This window comes from Planococcus beijingensis (genome assembly GCF_016820615.1).
In the GTDB taxonomy this organism is placed as follows: Bacteria; Bacillota; Bacilli; order Bacillales_A; family Planococcaceae; genus Planococcus; species Planococcus notacanthi.
Genome location: NZ_JADHDZ010000001.1, coordinates 1 through 16,017 on the forward strand (window position 1 = coordinate 1; position 16,017 = coordinate 16,017).

21 protein-coding genes are annotated in these 16,017 nt (G+C 44.5%); 17 read left to right on the plus strand and 4 right to left on the minus strand.

The window, feature by feature from the left end; translation table 11 throughout:
• Nucleotides 1–73 precede the first annotated feature (73 nt).
• On the minus strand, nt 74–637 hold the full coding sequence (locus IRE19_RS00005; RefSeq protein WP_191714931.1) for a GNAT family N-acetyltransferase: 564 nt from the start codon (nt 635–637) through the stop codon (nt 74–76).
• 77 nt (nt 638–714) lie between these two features.
• On the opposite strand from IRE19_RS00005, the gene IRE19_RS00010 reads away from it, so the two are divergent.
• From IRE19_RS00010 to IRE19_RS00060, 11 genes are all read left to right on the plus strand, one after another.
• Complete coding sequence (locus IRE19_RS00010; protein ID WP_203338848.1) at nt 715–1,674, plus strand: carbohydrate kinase family protein; 960 nt, start codon at nt 715–717, stop codon at nt 1,672–1,674.
• Complete coding sequence (locus tag IRE19_RS00015) at nt 1,671–2,120, plus strand: OsmC family protein (protein WP_203338849.1); 450 nt, start codon at nt 1,671–1,673, stop codon at nt 2,118–2,120. Before IRE19_RS00010 ends, IRE19_RS00015 begins: the two co-directional genes overlap by 4 nt.
• A gap of 127 nt (nt 2,121–2,247) precedes the next feature.
• Nucleotides 2,248–2,631 carry a DUF302 domain-containing protein gene (locus tag IRE19_RS00020; RefSeq protein WP_203338850.1) on the plus strand — a complete coding sequence of 128 codons (384 nt, stop codon included), beginning with the start codon at nt 2,248–2,250 and terminating at the stop codon, nt 2,629–2,631.
• A gap of 147 nt (nt 2,632–2,778) precedes the next feature.
• On the plus strand, nt 2,779–3,039 hold the full coding sequence (locus tag IRE19_RS00025) for a metal-sensitive transcriptional regulator (RefSeq protein ID WP_191714934.1): 261 nt from the start codon (nt 2,779–2,781) through the stop codon (nt 3,037–3,039).
• A 141-nt stretch (nt 3,040–3,180) separates the two neighbouring features.
• On the plus strand, nt 3,181–3,663 hold the full coding sequence (locus tag IRE19_RS00030; RefSeq protein WP_191714935.1) for a DsrE/DsrF/DrsH-like family protein: 483 nt from the start codon (nt 3,181–3,183) through the stop codon (nt 3,661–3,663).
• A gap of 31 nt (nt 3,664–3,694) precedes the next feature.
• Nucleotides 3,695–4,060 (plus strand): rhodanese-like domain-containing protein, encoded by a 366-nt coding sequence (locus tag IRE19_RS00035; protein WP_203338851.1) that lies wholly within the window; start codon nt 3,695–3,697, stop codon nt 4,058–4,060.
• 13 nt (nt 4,061–4,073) lie between these two features.
• Nucleotides 4,074–4,370 carry a rhodanese-like domain-containing protein gene (locus IRE19_RS00040; protein ID WP_203338852.1) on the plus strand — a complete coding sequence of 99 codons (297 nt, stop codon included), beginning with the start codon at nt 4,074–4,076 and terminating at the stop codon, nt 4,368–4,370.
• 42 nt (nt 4,371–4,412) lie between these two features.
• Nucleotides 4,413–4,970 carry a sulfurtransferase TusA family protein gene (locus IRE19_RS00045; protein WP_203338853.1) on the plus strand — a complete coding sequence of 186 codons (558 nt, stop codon included), beginning with the start codon at nt 4,413–4,415 and terminating at the stop codon, nt 4,968–4,970.
• Nucleotides 4,971–5,011: 41 nt separating this feature from the next.
• The gene (locus tag IRE19_RS00050; RefSeq protein ID WP_203338854.1) at nt 5,012–6,139 is read left to right on the plus strand and encodes an MBL fold metallo-hydrolase; all 1,128 of its coding nucleotides are present in this window, start codon (nt 5,012–5,014) and stop codon (nt 6,137–6,139) included.
• A 150-nt stretch (nt 6,140–6,289) separates the two neighbouring features.
• Nucleotides 6,290–6,517 carry a sulfurtransferase TusA family protein gene (locus IRE19_RS00055; protein ID WP_203338855.1) on the plus strand — a complete coding sequence of 76 codons (228 nt, stop codon included), beginning with the start codon at nt 6,290–6,292 and terminating at the stop codon, nt 6,515–6,517.
• A 59-nt stretch (nt 6,518–6,576) separates the two neighbouring features.
• Entirely contained in the window at nt 6,577–7,353 is a 777-nt protein-coding gene (locus IRE19_RS00060) for a sulfite exporter TauE/SafE family protein (protein WP_203338856.1), read from the plus strand.
• Nucleotides 7,354–7,390: 37 nt separating this feature from the next.
• Here IRE19_RS00060 and IRE19_RS00065 read toward each other — a convergent pair whose 3' ends face one another.
• Entirely contained in the window at nt 7,391–8,068 is a 678-nt protein-coding gene (locus tag IRE19_RS00065) for an NAD(P)H-binding protein (protein WP_203338857.1), read from the minus strand.
• A gap of 137 nt (nt 8,069–8,205) precedes the next feature.
• On the opposite strand from IRE19_RS00065, the gene IRE19_RS00070 reads away from it, so the two are divergent.
• The 3 genes from IRE19_RS00070 to IRE19_RS00080 all read left to right on the plus strand — a co-directional run bounded on the left by IRE19_RS00070 (nt 8,206) and on the right by IRE19_RS00080 (nt 12,106).
• Nucleotides 8,206–10,314 carry a type IA DNA topoisomerase gene (locus IRE19_RS00070; RefSeq protein ID WP_203338858.1) on the plus strand — a complete coding sequence of 703 codons (2,109 nt, stop codon included), beginning with the start codon at nt 8,206–8,208 and terminating at the stop codon, nt 10,312–10,314.
• Nucleotides 10,315–10,430: 116 nt separating this feature from the next.
• Nucleotides 10,431–11,636 (plus strand): MalY/PatB family protein, encoded by a 1,206-nt coding sequence (locus tag IRE19_RS00075; protein WP_203338859.1) that lies wholly within the window; start codon nt 10,431–10,433, stop codon nt 11,634–11,636.
• A gap of 275 nt (nt 11,637–11,911) precedes the next feature.
• Nucleotides 11,912–12,106, plus strand: a complete 195-nt coding sequence (locus tag IRE19_RS00080) for a hypothetical protein (RefSeq protein WP_225218428.1) — start codon at nt 11,912–11,914, stop codon at nt 12,104–12,106.
• 128 nt (nt 12,107–12,234) lie between these two features.
• Here the strand turns inward: IRE19_RS00080 and IRE19_RS00085 are convergent, their stop codons facing one another.
• Nucleotides 12,235–12,930, minus strand: a complete 696-nt coding sequence (locus IRE19_RS00085; protein ID WP_203338860.1) for a Na-translocating system protein MpsC family protein — start codon at nt 12,928–12,930, stop codon at nt 12,235–12,237.
• A gap of 303 nt (nt 12,931–13,233) precedes the next feature.
• Here IRE19_RS00085 and IRE19_RS00090 point away from each other — a divergent pair, with 303 nt between their 5' ends.
• A complete protein-coding gene (locus IRE19_RS00090; RefSeq protein ID WP_203339665.1) occupies nt 13,234–13,743 on the plus strand; it encodes a DUF2243 domain-containing protein in 510 nt (169 codons plus the stop codon).
• A gap of 69 nt (nt 13,744–13,812) precedes the next feature.
• Here the strand turns inward: IRE19_RS00090 and IRE19_RS00095 are convergent, their stop codons facing one another.
• Complete coding sequence (locus IRE19_RS00095) at nt 13,813–14,397, minus strand: protein-L-isoaspartate(D-aspartate) O-methyltransferase (protein WP_203338861.1); 585 nt, start codon at nt 14,395–14,397, stop codon at nt 13,813–13,815.
• A 173-nt stretch (nt 14,398–14,570) separates the two neighbouring features.
• On the opposite strand from IRE19_RS00095, the gene msrA reads away from it, so the two are divergent.
• Nucleotides 14,571–15,236 carry a peptide-methionine (S)-S-oxide reductase MsrA gene (msrA, locus tag IRE19_RS00100; protein WP_238943020.1) on the plus strand — a complete coding sequence of 222 codons (666 nt, stop codon included), beginning with the start codon at nt 14,571–14,573 and terminating at the stop codon, nt 15,234–15,236.
• A gap of 50 nt (nt 15,237–15,286) precedes the next feature.
• Nucleotides 15,287–15,985 (plus strand): MgtC/SapB family protein, encoded by a 699-nt coding sequence (locus IRE19_RS00105; protein ID WP_203338863.1) that lies wholly within the window; start codon nt 15,287–15,289, stop codon nt 15,983–15,985.
• Nucleotides 15,986–16,017 lie beyond the last annotated feature (32 nt).

Genomic DNA, 16,017 nt, shown 5'->3' on the forward strand with positions numbered 1-16,017 from the left:
AAAAAAATAGTAGGACAAACCAATGCCTTGGTTCGTCCTACTAATCTTAGTATGTTTTTTATGTTGAAAAATGTCAGGAAATGGTCTTGACCATATGATGGAAAGGCTCACCGATAATGGTCCAAGGCTCCGTTATGGAATAGCCCAGGCGTTTGTAGAGGCGGATCGCTCCTTCTTTACCAATATCCACATTCAACGAGAGTTTGCCGCCTCCTTCAGCCAACACGCGTTCTTCTGCGAATTCAAATAGCTTCGAGCCGATTCCTTGCCCCTGGTAGGCTGGATCGACTGAGACAGTATCGATATACCATTCGTCAAGATGGGCTTCCGGTTCAATGGAACGATCATGGCCTTGCTTTTTCAGTTGATCAATTAAATAGCGGTCCAGGGCTTCAGCTTGATTGCCGTGATAGAGCACCAAGGCGCCCGCAATAGTGCCATTGACTAAAGCGGTGTAGGTATAGTGATAGCTATGGCGTGTATGTTCCCCGCGTACCATCTCCGCAACTTTTTCCAATACGGCCCCTGGCTCTTTTTGTGCCGTCATATGATCGGCGATTTCACCGATGGCATTAATAATGAGCGGCGCTACGTTTTCTGCGTCTTCTGGCCGTGCTTGTCGTATAATGACATTCATACGGTATTCCTCCTTTTCTTACTCAACAATTAAATTATAGCAAGGAAGAAGCCATTTAACATGAAGGAGGTCAACAGATGGTAAAAACAAAGCACGTCCTGACATACGGAGATGCATTTGTGGATTATATCGCAGCGGATACTGATAATTCTTCGTTCAACCGCCATTTGGGTGGAGCGACAGTGAACGTGGCTGCAGGCATCAGCCGGTTAGGCCTGTCCTCGAGGTTTGTCACCATAACAGGGGACGATGAGACATCAGCTTTTGTACGCAACGAACTATTGAAAGAAGGCGTGGATTTGTCGCACGCTATTCAGGTGCCTGAAAAGCGGGTAAGCGGTGTTTACATCCACCTGACACCTGAATTTGACCGTGTGTTTGCAGATTACGTCAATGAAACGCCCGATCTTCAAGTTGGAGGACACGAACTGGAGAAGAAGGCTTTTGAAAAGGCCAGCATTTTTCATTTTTGTTCGGGAACACTATTCCATCCCGAAGCGAGGGAGACGACCCGGAAAGCTCTGGAACTGTCAAAAGAACATGGCGTCCTATGTTCATATGACGTCAATATTCGTCCATTGCGCTGGGAAAGTGAAGAGCTTTGCCGTGAAACAGTTCTCGAATTTCTGCCATCAGCAGATATCGTCAAACTGACGACAGCAGAATTGGATTTCTTAATGGAAACTGAGTCTATGGAGGAAGGGCTTGAACGGTTGTCCGGTTTTGCTATTCCTTTGGTTTTTGTAACGGATGGTGAAAATGGGACGCATGCTGTTTTCCAGAATAAAGTTCATCATGTGCCGGTTGTTCCGGTACAGCAAGTGGACACTACGGGAGCAGGAGATGCTTTTATGGCAGGTGTCATCCGCCACGTCCATTTGCAAGGCTTGCCTGGTACGGAGCAGGAGGTCATTGCCTGTGCTGATTTCGGCAACAAATTGGGAGCGCTTTGTGCGACAAAGGCCGGTGCGTTGACGGCGATGCCGCGCATTGAAGAAATAGCAAAAATCACTAATCAAGGGAGTGGAGCGTTATGACATTGCATAGCTTTCATTTAAAAGCAGATTGGCCAGGTCTCCGCAATGATGTGGGAGACATTGAAGTCGGGGGGCTAAAAACCCAAATATCCATTCCGCCTGAAATGGATGGACCGGGAATTGGTACAAATCCAGATGAAATGCTGTTGGGCGCTGCCGCGACTTGTTACATTATTACACTTGCAGCAATGATGGAACGCAGCAAATTGGAAAAGCAGTCTCTGACGATGGAATCAGAAGGGATTGTGGAAGTGGAAAAAGGCGTCATCACGTACAAACGCATCATCCATAAACCACTTGTGGTCCTAAAAGCCGATGCTTCCGAAAAAGATTTGGCTTTGGCACAGAAACTGGCTGAAAAAGCTGAAAGCTCCTGCATGATTACACGGGCTATCAAAGGCAATGTAGAAATTGAATTGCAGGCTCAGATTACAACAGGCCACTGAATTTCGAGAAATCCTTCATCCTTTATAGATGAAGGATTTTGTTTTGGCTGCCTTTTGCTCCCATGTTTATAAGGATATATACCGGGTAGGGTACTTAGAGAGCGAAACTAAAAGGAGGAATAAGATTATGTTTAATTACACAGTGGATACATCAAAGACAGTCAATGAGGCGGTTGAAGCTTTAGAAGAAAATTTAAAAGCAGAGAAATTCGGGATTCTCTGGAACTTTGATTTAACTGCCAAGCTCCAGGAAAAAGGAGAAGATTTCGATACCCCCTACACTATTCTGGAGGTCTGCAACCCGAAAGAAGCGAACCGTGTGTTATCGGAAAACTTGATGATCGGCTATTTCCTGCCATGCAAAATCGTTGTCTATAAAGAAAGCGATGGAGTGAAAATCGGAATGCCGAAGCCTACTGCCCTAATCAGTATGGTGGAAGACGAGAACATCAAATCGATTGCTGAAGATATTGAAGAGCGATTGATCAAGTGCATCGATCAATCTGCATAACTTGCTGCGCGGTCTGCGAACAGTTGATTTAACCATGTTTCTTAAATCGATTTTATTGCGAGCTAATAGGTTGACTTAATACCCTTAGGGGTATAATATAGGGGTTAGTTAAACATTCTTATATTATTTATGGGAGGCATAGTTAAGATGAAATACGACAAACTTGTTGAGAATCGATTGAAAAGAATAGAAGGCCAACTTCGCGGTGTCATCAAAATGGTTGAAAATGATGGAGAATGCAGAGACGTAGTCATGCAACTGTCCGCGGTAAGAAGCGCAGTTGATCGCGCCATTGGTGTTATTGTCAGCGATAACCTGGAGACATGTGTACGCGAAAGCATCGAAAAAGGCGAAAGCACTGAAGGCATGGTAAAAGAAGCTGTCGACTTGCTAGTGAAAAGCAGATAAAGAAATTTTTGTTTGACTTTCAGAAAGACATGCTTTAATATACCCTATAGGGTATGAAAGAAGTGCGGCGCCACTATAAAACGTCATTTTTTTTCGAAATAAAATATACCCCCACGGGTAATTGGAAATGGAGGCAATAAAATGGCACAAGAACAAAAGAAGACGACAATCGTATTATTCAGCGGGGATTACGATAAGGCAATGGCAGCTTACATTATCGCCAACGGTGCTGCTGCATACGATCATGAAGTGACAATCTTCCATACATTTTGGGGATTGAATGCATTACGGAAAGAAAATCCGCCAGCGTTGAAAAAAGGGCGTCTGGAAACGATGTTTGCGAAAATGATGCCAAGAGGTGCAGATAAACTTGGTTTATCGAATATGCAGTTCGGCGGAATGGGACCTAAAATGATCAAGCAAGTCATGAAAAAGCACAATGCACTGACCTTGCCCCAATTAATTGAAATGGCAGAAGAACAGGACGTAAAAATGATCGCTTGTACGATGACGATGGACCTTCTTGGTTTGCAGAAAGAAGAACTATTGGATGGAGTCGAGTATGCAGGAGTCGCTGCTTATCTTGGAGATGCCGAAGACGGCAACGTCAACCTATTCATCTAATCGCATTTACAGCAGAAGGGAAAGGTGCAGCATGGAATGGATACTATGGGTTCTAATTGGAGCGGCAGCTCTTTGGATAGCTTACCGATTTACTTCACCGGCTAAAGGAATTCAGTCGATATCTACAGAAGAAATGAAAACGCAGCTTGGCAAGAAAGATAAGCAGTATATCGATGTTCGGACACCGGGAGAGTTCAAAGGGAACCACATTAAGGGTTTTAAGAACATCCCATTAAATGAGTTGCCAAAACGGATGAATGAACTGTCAAAAGAAAAAGAAGTACTGGTCATTTGCCAAAGCGGTATGCGCAGCAGCAAAGCCAGCCAATTATTGAAGAAGAACGGATTCACCACCATCACAAATATTAGAGGCGGTATGAGTAGCTACCGCGCATAAAGGAGAAATTATAATGAAAACAATGACAACTCAGCAAGTTCGGGAATTAGTGGAAAGCAAACAAACAATCAATTTGATTGATGTTCGGGAAACCAATGAAGTTGCAGCCGGGAAGATTCCAGGCGCTATCAATATTCCTTTGGGCTTACTGGAATTTCGGATGAATGAGCTCGATAAATCGAAAGAATACATCATGGTTTGCCGTTCAGGCGGACGCAGCGGACAAGCCACCAATTTCCTTGAAAACCATGGTTATAAAGTGACCAATATGGATGGCGGAATGCTGGATTGGAATGGCGAAACAAACTAAACGCCTGCTGAAGAACAGGCAAATTTCCAAGGAGGAATATAAATGGTACAAACTGATTTAATATTAGATGCAAAAGGGCTGGCATGCCCGATGCCAATCGTGAAAACAAAAAAGATGATGAAGACGATGGATTCAGGAAAAGTATTGGAAATCCTTGCAACAGATAAAGGTTCAACAGCTGATCTGCAAGCATGGGCAAAGAGTTCAGGCCATCAATATATCGGCACTGAAACCGAAGGGGGCGTCTTACATCATTTCCTTCGCAAGGATGGAGCAGGAGCTCCGGAAGAAACCATCACTATTCCAAAAATTTCACTGGCTGATTTCACTCAAAAGGTGGAAGCTGATGAGCACATGACAATTTTGGATGTCCGTGAAAAAGATGAATTTGAAGAAGCCCATATTCCGGGAGCAATCCATATCCCTCTAGGCGAAGTCGAAGCACGAATGGATGAATTAGCCAAAGAAGATGCAATTTATATCATTTGCCATTCAGGCAGAAGAAGCGGCATTGCAGGAGATATGATGACCAAAAATGGTTTTGGCACTTTATACAATGTAGTACCTGGTATGAGCAACTGGACAGGGAAGACAGAGTAAAAAAATTTAGAAAAATATATACCCCTGGAGGTAATTTTAATATGACTGTAAATGCGATGAAAGCAAGTGAAGTAGCAAAGAAAGTAGTGAACAATCAGCCATTGTTCATTCTGGATGTACGAAATGGAGATGCCTTTGCAGATTGGAAAATTGAAGGTCGCAATGTTCAGTATTTGAATACTCCTTATTTCGATCTATTGGACGGCGTCGAAGAAGTGGTTTCAGACTTGCCGACGGACAGAGATATTTTAGTAGTCTGTGCAAAAGAGGGTTCTTCTGTTATGGTGGCGGAAATGCTATCCGAGGAAGGCATCGATGTGGCCTACCTTGAAGGCGGAATGAAAGCCTGGAGTGAGCACTTGGAACCAGTAAAAGTCGGTGACTTGCAGGGGGGCGGAGAATTATACCAATTTGTTCGTCTTGGCAAGGGATGTCTGTCTTATATGGCCATCTCTGAAGGCGAGGCAGCCGTTATCGATGCAACCCGCATGGCAGATATCTTCTTGGACTTCGCGCAGGAAAAAGGCGCAACGATCAAACATGTATTCGATACACATTTGCATGCGGATCATATTTCCGGTGGCCGTGCAATTGCAGTAGCAACAGGGGCAAGCTATTATTTGCCGCCTAAAGATGCAGAAGAAGTAGTGTTCGACTACACAGCTTTGGAGAATGGCTTGGAAGTGGCGATCGGAAGCTCGAAAATTGAAATTGAAGCGTTGTATTCACCGGGGCACACGATTGGATCTACATCATTCATCGTAGACCAACAATATTTGATGACAGGTGATATTTTATTCATCGACTCTATCGGCAGACCGGACCTTGCCGGCTTGGCTGACGACTGGGTTGGAGATTTAAGGGAATCATTATACACACGTTATCAGAAATTGGCGGATGAGCTCATTGTATTGCCTGCTCATTTCATGATCATCGAAGAATTGAACGAAGATGGCAGTGTCGCTAAAAAACTGGGCGATCTGTTCAAGGAAAACCACGGCTTGAATATCGCAGATGAGCAAGAATTTCGAGATATGGTTACCTTGAACTTGCCGCCGCAACCAAATGCTTATCAGGACATCCGCAAAACGAATATGGGCAAGATTACTCCTGACGAAGAAGTACAGCGTGAAATGGAAATCGGGCCAAACCGTTGTGCGGTTCGTTAAGCACCGATTTATGGCAATCGATATTCCGCAAAACAGCTGGCTTGCCTGGTGGCCCGTGTTGCTTTGCTTCATATTCAAGTGGCAGCTAAGCACCGAATCTTATAGAGAAAGAAACTTAACATTAAATAAAACCCAAAAGGAGAGATTTTGATGAACGCAGATAAAGTATTAGACGCAAAAGGGCTGGCATGCCCGATGCCGATCGTAAAAACAAGAAAAGAAATGAAGGAAATGGAAAGTGGGCAGGTTCTTGAAATCCTGGCAACCGACAAAGGCGCAAAGGCGGATCTGGTTGCATGGGCAAAATCAGGTGGACATGAGCTGCTGGATTCGCAGGAAAATGGCGATGTCTTTACATTCTGGATCAAGAAAGGCTAAGAGCCGGATTAAAGGGCATCGCCATGATGTCCTTTTCCCTTTTAGAGAGGTGAAAAGAAATGAGTCTGGACTTTATCATTGTCATTTTTCTCATTGGCTTTGTAGGTTCCTTTATTTCCGGAATGGTGGGGATCGGCGGTTCGATCATCAAGTATCCGATGCTGCTCTATATACCGGTGATGCTGGGCTTTACTGCATTCAGCGCACACGAAGTTTCGGGCATCAGTGCCATCCAAGTCTTTTTCGCGACCATTGCGGGTGTTTGGGCCTACCGTGGCAGCGGTTATTTAAATAAAACCTTAATCGCTTATATGGGGGGCGCCATTTTAGTGGGCAGTTTCATCGGCGGCTATGGTTCGACTTTGCTGTCTGAGCAGGCCATCAATATTGTCTATGCAGGATTGGCCACCATTGCAGTCGTGATGATGTTCATGCCGAAAAAAGGCGTCGATGACATCCCACTTGACCAAGTGTCTTTCAATAAATGGCTGGCAGCAGGATTGGCGTTTATCGTCGGTATTGCCGCTGGAATTGTGGGGGCGGCTGGGGCCTTCATCCTTGTGCCTATCATGCTTGTTGTCTTAAAAATTCCAACTCGAATGACAATTGCGACGTCGCTTGCGATTACATTTTTGTCATCCATTGGTTCGACAGTCGGCAAAATCGTTACGGATCAGATCCTTTATGGACCGGCAGCTGTCATGATTGTTGCAAGTATACTCGCAGCACCCCTTGGAGCGAAGCTGGGACAAAAAATGAATACCAAGTATCTACAATGGATTTTGGCCTTGCTGATTTTAGGCACAGCCATTAAAATTTGGACAGATATTCTTTAATTGAAAAAGAGAGGGTGCCATTTAAAGGCATCCTCTCTTATTTGTCGGCGCTTTGTGCGCTGATTTTCTCGATGCGGTCCGATGGATAGGTATAGTTGCCGGTCCGTTCGATTTGTGCGACTTCATACATAGCAAGCGCCACGTTCCTTGCTTCGACAGGTTTATATTTCTTCATTTTCCCTTTCAACAATTTGCTGATGGCTGGGCTTAAGACAGTTGCGGCTTTTTCGCCTAAGCGGAATTCCTGGCGATCGCCGAGCAGCAAAGAAGGCTGGAAAATATGAAGTGCCGTCAAGCCTGTTTTCTTCAAACGCACTTGGAGTTGTCCTTTGGTGCGGCTATAGAAGACTTTTGACTCCGCGTCCGCCCCTAAAGCCGTAATGATCAAAAAGTTCTTTACCTGCTGCGACTTTGCCAATTCAGCCATCCTTAGCGGATATTCGTAATCGACTTTTTTGAATGCACTTTGTGATCCCGCTTTTTTGATTGTGGTACCGAGGCAGCAATAAACATCGTCTACATCAAAGTGATTGGCATAATTGTCCAGTTTGTCGAAATCTGTGACCACCTGTTCGAGTTTTTCATGTGCCATGTCCAATGGGCGGCGAACCAGAACTTTTACCTCTTTGTAATGAGGGCTGTTTAAAAGGATATGGAGCAATTCGTTGCCGACCAGTCCGCTTGCACCTGCCAGTAAAGCAGTTTTGTTAGTCATAGTGAACGACTCCTTTTTCGATATGTTCTTTCTGTTAGAACTTACTATACCCCAATTTGCACGGAATTGTCTTTTTGCTTTTATTCTTTGGCTGAAGCAGTACAATAAGAGTAAGATCGAAGGGGAGGAAGAAGCGCATGAAACCAGTGATCGTCGCTGAAAAACCAAGCCAGGCTAAAGCCTATGCCGAAGCGTTCAAAAGCGTGAAACGCGATGGCTATATTGAAGTCGCTCCCGATGCGATTTTTCCGGAAGGCGCCTATATCACTTGGGGAATCGGACACCTTGTGGAACTGAAAGAACCGAAGGCCTATGATCCGAAATGGGGCAGATGGTCGCTGGCCGCGTTGCCGATTTTGCCGGACACTTACCAATTCCAGGTGGCAAGAGGCAAAGCGCAGCAATTCGGCATCATCAAAAAATTGATTTTTCAAACCGATACGGTCATCAACGCTTGTGATGTTGACCGGGAAGGATCCAATATATTCTATAGCATTTACTACCAGACGGGTGCAAAAAATAAAAAGATCAAACGTTTATGGATCAACTCCCTCGAAGTGGATGAAGTGCGGAAAGGCTTCCAGGAATTGCGCGACAATCGGCAGGACTTATTATTGTACCAGGAAGCCAAAGCGCGCCAGATCAGCGATTGGCTGGTGGGAATGAACGGATCCCGCCTGTATTCCTTATTGCTTCAGGAAAAAGGAATACGCGAGGTATTTGCGATTGGGCGTGTCCAGACGCCGACTGTCTTTCTGATTTATCAGCGGGAAAAGGAAATTGAAGCATTCGTGCCGGAGCCTTTCTATGAAATTGAAGGTGTATTCGATGCGGAAAAAGGCCGCTACAAAGGCAAGGCGAAGTTGCGGGCCAAGGAACGGAAAGAAGCGGAAGAGCTCTTGGCTAAACATGAGATTGCCGCAAAAGAGGAAGGCATCGTAACGCAGGTGAAAACTACGGAAAAGCGTACCCCACCGCCACAGCTTCATTCCTTATCGACATTGCAGGCAACAGCCAACCGTAAATGGAAATACAGCCCTGCGAAAGTTTTATCTGTCATGCAGGGCCTGTACGAAAAGAAACTTGTCAGCTACCCAAGAACCGATACCCAGCACATTACACCGGGCGAGTTCAGCTATTTGGCAGGCCAAGTTGAAAAGTATCAGAAGCTGATTGAAATGCCTTTTCCGATCGCCTCGAAAGCACCGAAAAAGCGTTTTGTGGACAGTTCCAAAGTACAGGAGCATTATGCTATCATTCCGACAAAAACCATACCGACAGCCAGAAAATTGGAAGGGTTGGCGAAAGACGAACGCAATCTGTATGAAGAGGTCTTGCGGACGACGTTGGCGATGTTCCATAAAGAGTACCGCTATGCTGAAACCAAAGTGACAACAGACGTCAAGGGGTTGACCTTTTTCACAACCGGCAAAACCGAGCTCGAAAAAGGGTGGAAAGAGCTTTTCCCTCCTGCCAAAGAAGCAAAAGCGGAACCGTCTTTGCCGGAACTGCGGGAGCAGGAACGGGTAAAAAGCAAAGTTGACATAAAAGAAGGCATGACGATTCCGCCAAAGCCTTATACCGAAGGCCAATTGATCGCCATGATGAAAACCTGCGGAAAGCTTGTCGAGGATGTGGAAGACACCGAGATCCTTAAAGAAATTGAAGGGCTTGGAACAGAAGCCACAAGAAGTGGAATCATTGAGACGATCAAGCGGCATGAATATATTTCGGTTTCTAAAAATATCGTTTCGATTACAGACAAAGGCCGAATCCTATGCCAGTCCATCGAAGGGAATCTATTGTCCAGTCCGTCGATGACTGCAAAATGGGAGACGTATTTAAAGAAAATAGGAAGAGGCGAAGGTTCGGCTGAAGTTTTCCTGGCTACCATCGGCAAATTTATCCAGAAGCTGCTTGATGAGGTACCGGGGCAAATGCAGAAAAACGGGTTGCCGGCACAGCTGGCGACGCCGAACGCCAAAGACGAAATTGCCCCTTGTCCAAGATGCAAGACAGGCATGATCGTCTCGAGAAGAGGCTCTTACAACTGCACTGAACACGCCAATGGCTGCAAGCAATCGTTTCCAGCAATTTTCTTGAAAAAACGATTGACCGCTAAACAAATTGAATACCTATGCACAAGAGGCAAGACGCCGGTCATTAAAGGTTTTGTTTCAAAAAATGGCAAAAAGTTCAACGCCAAACTGGTGTTGGAAGACGGTAAATTGAAAATGGAGTTTTAAGTGGGCAAGCGGATTTGCGAAGGGGCCAAAAGCCTGATTGGTTGCAAAGGTTCTAGTCTTTCTTTGATAATGAAAGTGAAGATAAAGCACAATGTCCAGAGGAAAGGGAGTTTCGCATGAAGTATAATTTCGATGAAATCGTCAACAGAAGAGGCACTTACTCCATGAAGTGGGATGGAGGAGAGCTGATCAAACAATTCGGGCTTACAGAAAGATATGACGAAGACACCATTCCGTTGTTCACTGCCGATATGGATTTGCCGGTTCCCCAGCCATTGGTGGAAGCATTGCATAAAACGGTGGATCACCGAATCTACGGGTATTCCGTGTTTCCGGATGAATATTTTGAGGCTATCCAATCCTGGCTGCAAAAGCGGCATGGCTGGAAAGTCGAAAAAGAGCAAATCGTCTATAGCCCAGGAACGGTGCATGCATTGAATATTGCGGTTAAGGCATTCACGAATGTGGAAGACGGCATCATCATCCAGCGTCCTGTTTATCCTCCGTTTACCTCAGTGATTGAAGGAAATGGCCGAAAAGTAGTCAATAACGCATTGAAACAAGATGCTGATGGCTATTATTCCATCGATTTTGAGGATTTTGAAGCTAAAGCAAAGGATGACCAAACGACAATGTTCATTCTCTGCAATCCGCATAATCCGACAGGCCGGCTGTTTAATGAAGAAGAGTTGAAAAAAATGGCGGCCATCTGCCATGAAAATAATGTATTGATTGTAGCGGATGAAATCCACGGAGACTTGCTGCGCCGTGGCAAGGAATTTATTCCGATGGCAAAAACAGCTGACCATACGGACCATATCATCACCTGTACCGCCATCAATAAAACATTCAATGTAGCGGGACTGCACTGCACCAACGTCATTATTTCCGATGAAGAGCTGCGGACTAAATTCGCTACTGAAATGGGCATGCAATTGGCGTCTCCATTCGCCATCTCCGCTTTGATTGCGGTTTATAACGAAGGTGAAGATTGGCTTGAGCAGTTGAAAGACTATGTCGATGGGACAATGGCATATATCAAGGAGTTTTTAGCTGAAAAGATGCCTGAAGTGAAAGTGGCCATTCCGGAAGGCACGTACATCATGTGGCTGGATTTCAGCGGCTACGGTATTTCAGCGAAAGATATCCACGACCGCATCTACAATAAAGCCAATGTTTTATTGGAAGACGGCAGTATGTTTGGTGAAGAAGGGGAATTCTATCAACGAATCTGTACGCCTTCCCCGCGGCCGCTCATTCAAGAAGCATTGGAAAGAATCGCTAAAGAATTCGAAGACCTATCCGGAAAAGGCAACAAATAAAACGAATTTCTGAATTTACACGCAATTGAATATGCTGATAACTTTACCTTGGATAAGAAGCCTAGTATAATAAAAACACTTGGAAAACAAATAGTGTTTCCGACTTTGCACACAATTTCTCTGCCCATTCTATTGCTTACTTACACATTTGGTAATTTCATATGATGGTTAAATATTTCAGACAATAGAGCTGATATAAAAGCCGAAAAGAATCCTTTGAAAAAGGGGGTTCTTTTCGGCTTTTTCTATTTCTGAAAAAGAAAGGAATGAATGGTATGTATTATTTCATTGACCATAAGAAAAAGCAGATTCACCAACGGCAATTTGCCGGCGATCGTTGTGGTTTCGTAGAAACACCTGTGGAAAAAAGAGAATTTACGGATGAGGTCGAATATATTGAGCAGCTGGAAGAAAAAAACTCTTATGAATTTTGCCCCTATTGCCAATCAGCTCAAACCATCAGCAGCTAGAAATAATTTTTAGAGAGCCAAAGTTGCTGTGCCAGCTGGTCAGGCTCCTTATAAAAAAAGACTATAGACAGCTCGAACCCTTCGAGTTTGCCTCTAGTCAGCAAAGCCGGCTGGACAGCTGGCTTTTTTTATTTAGGCGTTTCCAGCAACAGCACAATATACCCTTTATAGGTTATGAAATTCCAGTCAAGGAATACCTCCATAATGGGTTGCCCTAAGATGGCTTCAATCTGGGTCTGCAAAATCAATCGGCGTTCCAACGGCCGCTTAACCAATTTCAATTCTTCAATAAAGCCGCCTTTGATCAGCTCTTTTTCGATTTCCACAAAAATTCCCGAGCGCTCAATCAATAATGTTCGGTTATTCAGCCAATACAGTTCAGTGGACTCAGGTGTTTTTTGTGCTTTGCGGCTGGCTTCCATGACTTCCTCACGAATATTCTCCACTTGAATGTCCGAATCCCATTCAAAATCAGCTGCAGGCGTCTTATCAGGCATAATCGCCAAAATCATGCCTGTTTGATCATCTAAATTCCAGTCTGCATAGACATCTTCAATATCGATTTTGCCGATCTTCCATAATTCCAATTTGATATCGGCGACCAGTTGGTTCATCAGAAGGTCACGTGTTTCCAACACTCTTCGGTGCTCTTGCTGCTTCATTAGGATTTTTTCAGTGGGAGCCAAAAATCCACGAAGATGTATGGTAATAAAAGGAGGCTTGACTGTTACGAAGACCGATGTTGGGCCTTTTCCGAAATGGTCACGCAGTAAAGTGGAAATATAACTGCCGACTTCAGTGTGGATTGTTTTTTCATTGGGCATAATCTGCTCTCCTTTTATCCGTAAGTAGGCCGAGTTGGCCACTGGCGGCTAATTGGCTTTATTATACGGGATTCGTCAGATTTATTAAAGAAATCGGATAGCGATAGTGGAATTACGCTGAATTTGTTTGCGAGATGAGCTGATATGAAGGGTTTAGATTTATTGGTCTTATTGGCTCATGATTTTGGTTTTCTTATTGCGGTGATTGTTTTAGGCCTACAGAATAAGGGTATTATTTGGAAAAAGCTGAAATCTATACTTATGAGTTTTCAAAAAGCCGATTTAATGAGAAAGGAGAATTCCATGCCTTCAACTACAGTCAAAACCACTGACTACACAAAGGAGAAAAACCGAAGAGTCCATGCCAAAAGAAACGTTTGGTCAGGCTTCCTGTTTGGAGTCGGGTTGGTGGCTTTCATTGATGAAACGGTCTTTCATCAATTACTGCATTGGCATCATTTTTACGATAAGTCTACAAGCGATGCAGGATTGGTATCAGATGGTTTTTTTCACGCCTTCAGCTGGTTTGCGACCGTAGCTTCCTTATTTCTCCTTGCTGATCTTCAGCGCCGCAAAGCCTGGTGGCCCAAGCGCTGGCTAGGAGGAATGCTGATGGGTGCTGGAGCCTTTCAGCTTTATGACGGTATTGTCCACCACAAATTATTGGAGCTCCATCAAATTCGCTATGGGGTGGAGTTGCTGCCCTATGACCTTGTATGGAATATAACAGCAGTAGTCATACTGGCCTTAGGGATATTTTTGCTTTATAGAACACCCAATACGCCAGTAAAGTCGAATGGCAGCAGAGAATAGAGTCGACGCAATGAATGGATAGGATAAAGAAGCGCTTCACATGAAGGAACTCGATGTGAAACGCATTTTTTATTTTTCATATTTGCCTTTTAAAGGAACGAATAACACTTCGTTCAGTAGCGTTGTGTGGATTTTGCCCTGGTCATCTTTTTCAATCAACCGCAATTCCTGGCTGAAAGAACTTCCGACAGGAATGACCATTTTCCCGCCGATTTCCAATTGTTCCAGGAGCTCTTTTGGCACTTCTGCAGCGGCAGCTGTCACCATAATCCGGTCATAGGGAGCGAACTCTTTCCAACCTTCACTGCCATCCCCCAATTTAAAATGGATATTTTGGAAGTTCAATTGAGCCAACCGTTCTTTTGCGCGAGCATGCAGTTCTTCGATTCGTTCGATGGTATAGACGGATTCTGAGAAAGCGGCAAGCAGAGCAGTTTGAAAACCTGACCCTGTGCCCAGCTCTAAAACTTTCTGTTCTGGATGAAGATCAAGCGCCAGCGTCATTTCGAGAACCAGGGACGGCTGTGAAATCGTTTGTTCAAATCCAATAGGCAGGGCTTGGTCAAATACGGCCAGGTCTTTATTGGAGTCCATGAAAAAGCTGCGGTCCATTTGCTTAAAGTAAGAAATGATTTCCTTTCTTTGGCTTTTCATCGCGTATCCCTGCTTTCTTTTGCTATTGTTTTCTTATTTGAGTACGTATGCCATGCATTTTCGAATAGGTCTTGTTACATTGATTTTAAAGGATGTAACTAACGACTGTATAGTATTTGCTCTGTGCTTTCTTGCGCAGCGGCAGAAGAACCAGAAAGGTGGGTGCTCAGCCAATGAACATTGAAACAATCGAAAAAGGCCTTTATCAAAACGGGGGACAGCTGGAGCTGGCCACTTTTGGAATGGGTTGTTTCTGGGGGCCGGAAGCCCGATTCGGCAGTATGCCTGGAGTTATACGCACCCGTGTCGGTTTTGCAGGCGGCCACACAGACTCGCCGACATACCGGGAAATGGGTGACCATACGGAAACCGTCCAAATTGAATTTGATCCTTCCATCATCAGCTATACAGAGGTACTTAAAGAATTTTGGCAAAACCATTACCCGAATAGGGACAATTATAAAGGAAGACAGTATATTTCATTGCTTCATTACCATACAGAACAGCAGCACAAACTAATTGCCGAAGCCAAAAAAGAAATGGAAGGTCAGTTGAGGGAGACGGTCGAGACGGAAATTTCACCTTTTACTGAGTTCACCACAGCTGAAGAACGCCATCAAAAATATTATTTGAAACGATATCCCAAGGCTTTGGAACAATTGTCAGGGCTGTATCAGGACCAAGAACTGCTGAGGGATTCAACTTTTGCCGCACGGCTGAACGGTTTTGTGAAAGGTTACGGAACAAAAAAAGGTGTAATCGAAGAGCTGGAAAAATGGAACATCGGAAGAGCCGAGAAGCTGTTTTTAATCGATCTCTTTTCAAAGATGAAGTGGTAAGCCGAAAAGGGAGTTCATGCCCCAGCTCTGTCTGACAAGTCAGGAGGGATATGATGGACTTGCTGCCGACAGATTATATGGAGATTGTGACCCGTTTGCTGGCTGCAGCTTTTTTTAGTGGCTTGATTGGCATTGAAAGGGAAGCGAAAAACCAGCCAGCGGGACTTCGGACACATTTATTGGTCGGGATTGGTTCATGTCTGATGATGATTTTGTCGATAACCGGCTTCGATTCCTTTCTCAACAGCGACAACAGTGCAATCCGTTTTGACCCTGCCCGGATTCCTTCCTATGTCATCAGTGGCATCGGTTTCCTGGGAGCGGGCACCATCATCGTCCATCGGGGCTCTGTCAGAGGGCTGACGACTGCTGCTTCTGTCTGGGTAGCATCGGGCATTGGATTGACCATTGGCGCAGGAATGTACTATTCAGCAGTGCTGGCCACGGTTATTGTCTTACTGACTTTGTATGTCCTGTATCATATCGAAAACAAGTTTTTTAAAAATCGGCTGCAGAAGAATGTTGCGGTAACAGCTGAAGATCGGGAAAACCTGTTTTCAGAGTTGGTTGCCGTTTTTGAAGAATCAAAAATGGATATCCATGAATTCCAGATTGAAAATGCCGTATCATATGGCGGTAACAACTTTTCTACCTATAATTTCACAGTCAGCGAAAGCAAAATCAGCAATGAAATCAATTTAGTCAAGAAATTGCAGGAAATTGATGGAGTAACCAAGATCATGATGTAGAATAAAAGGAAAAGACCGAACGATTACCAGCT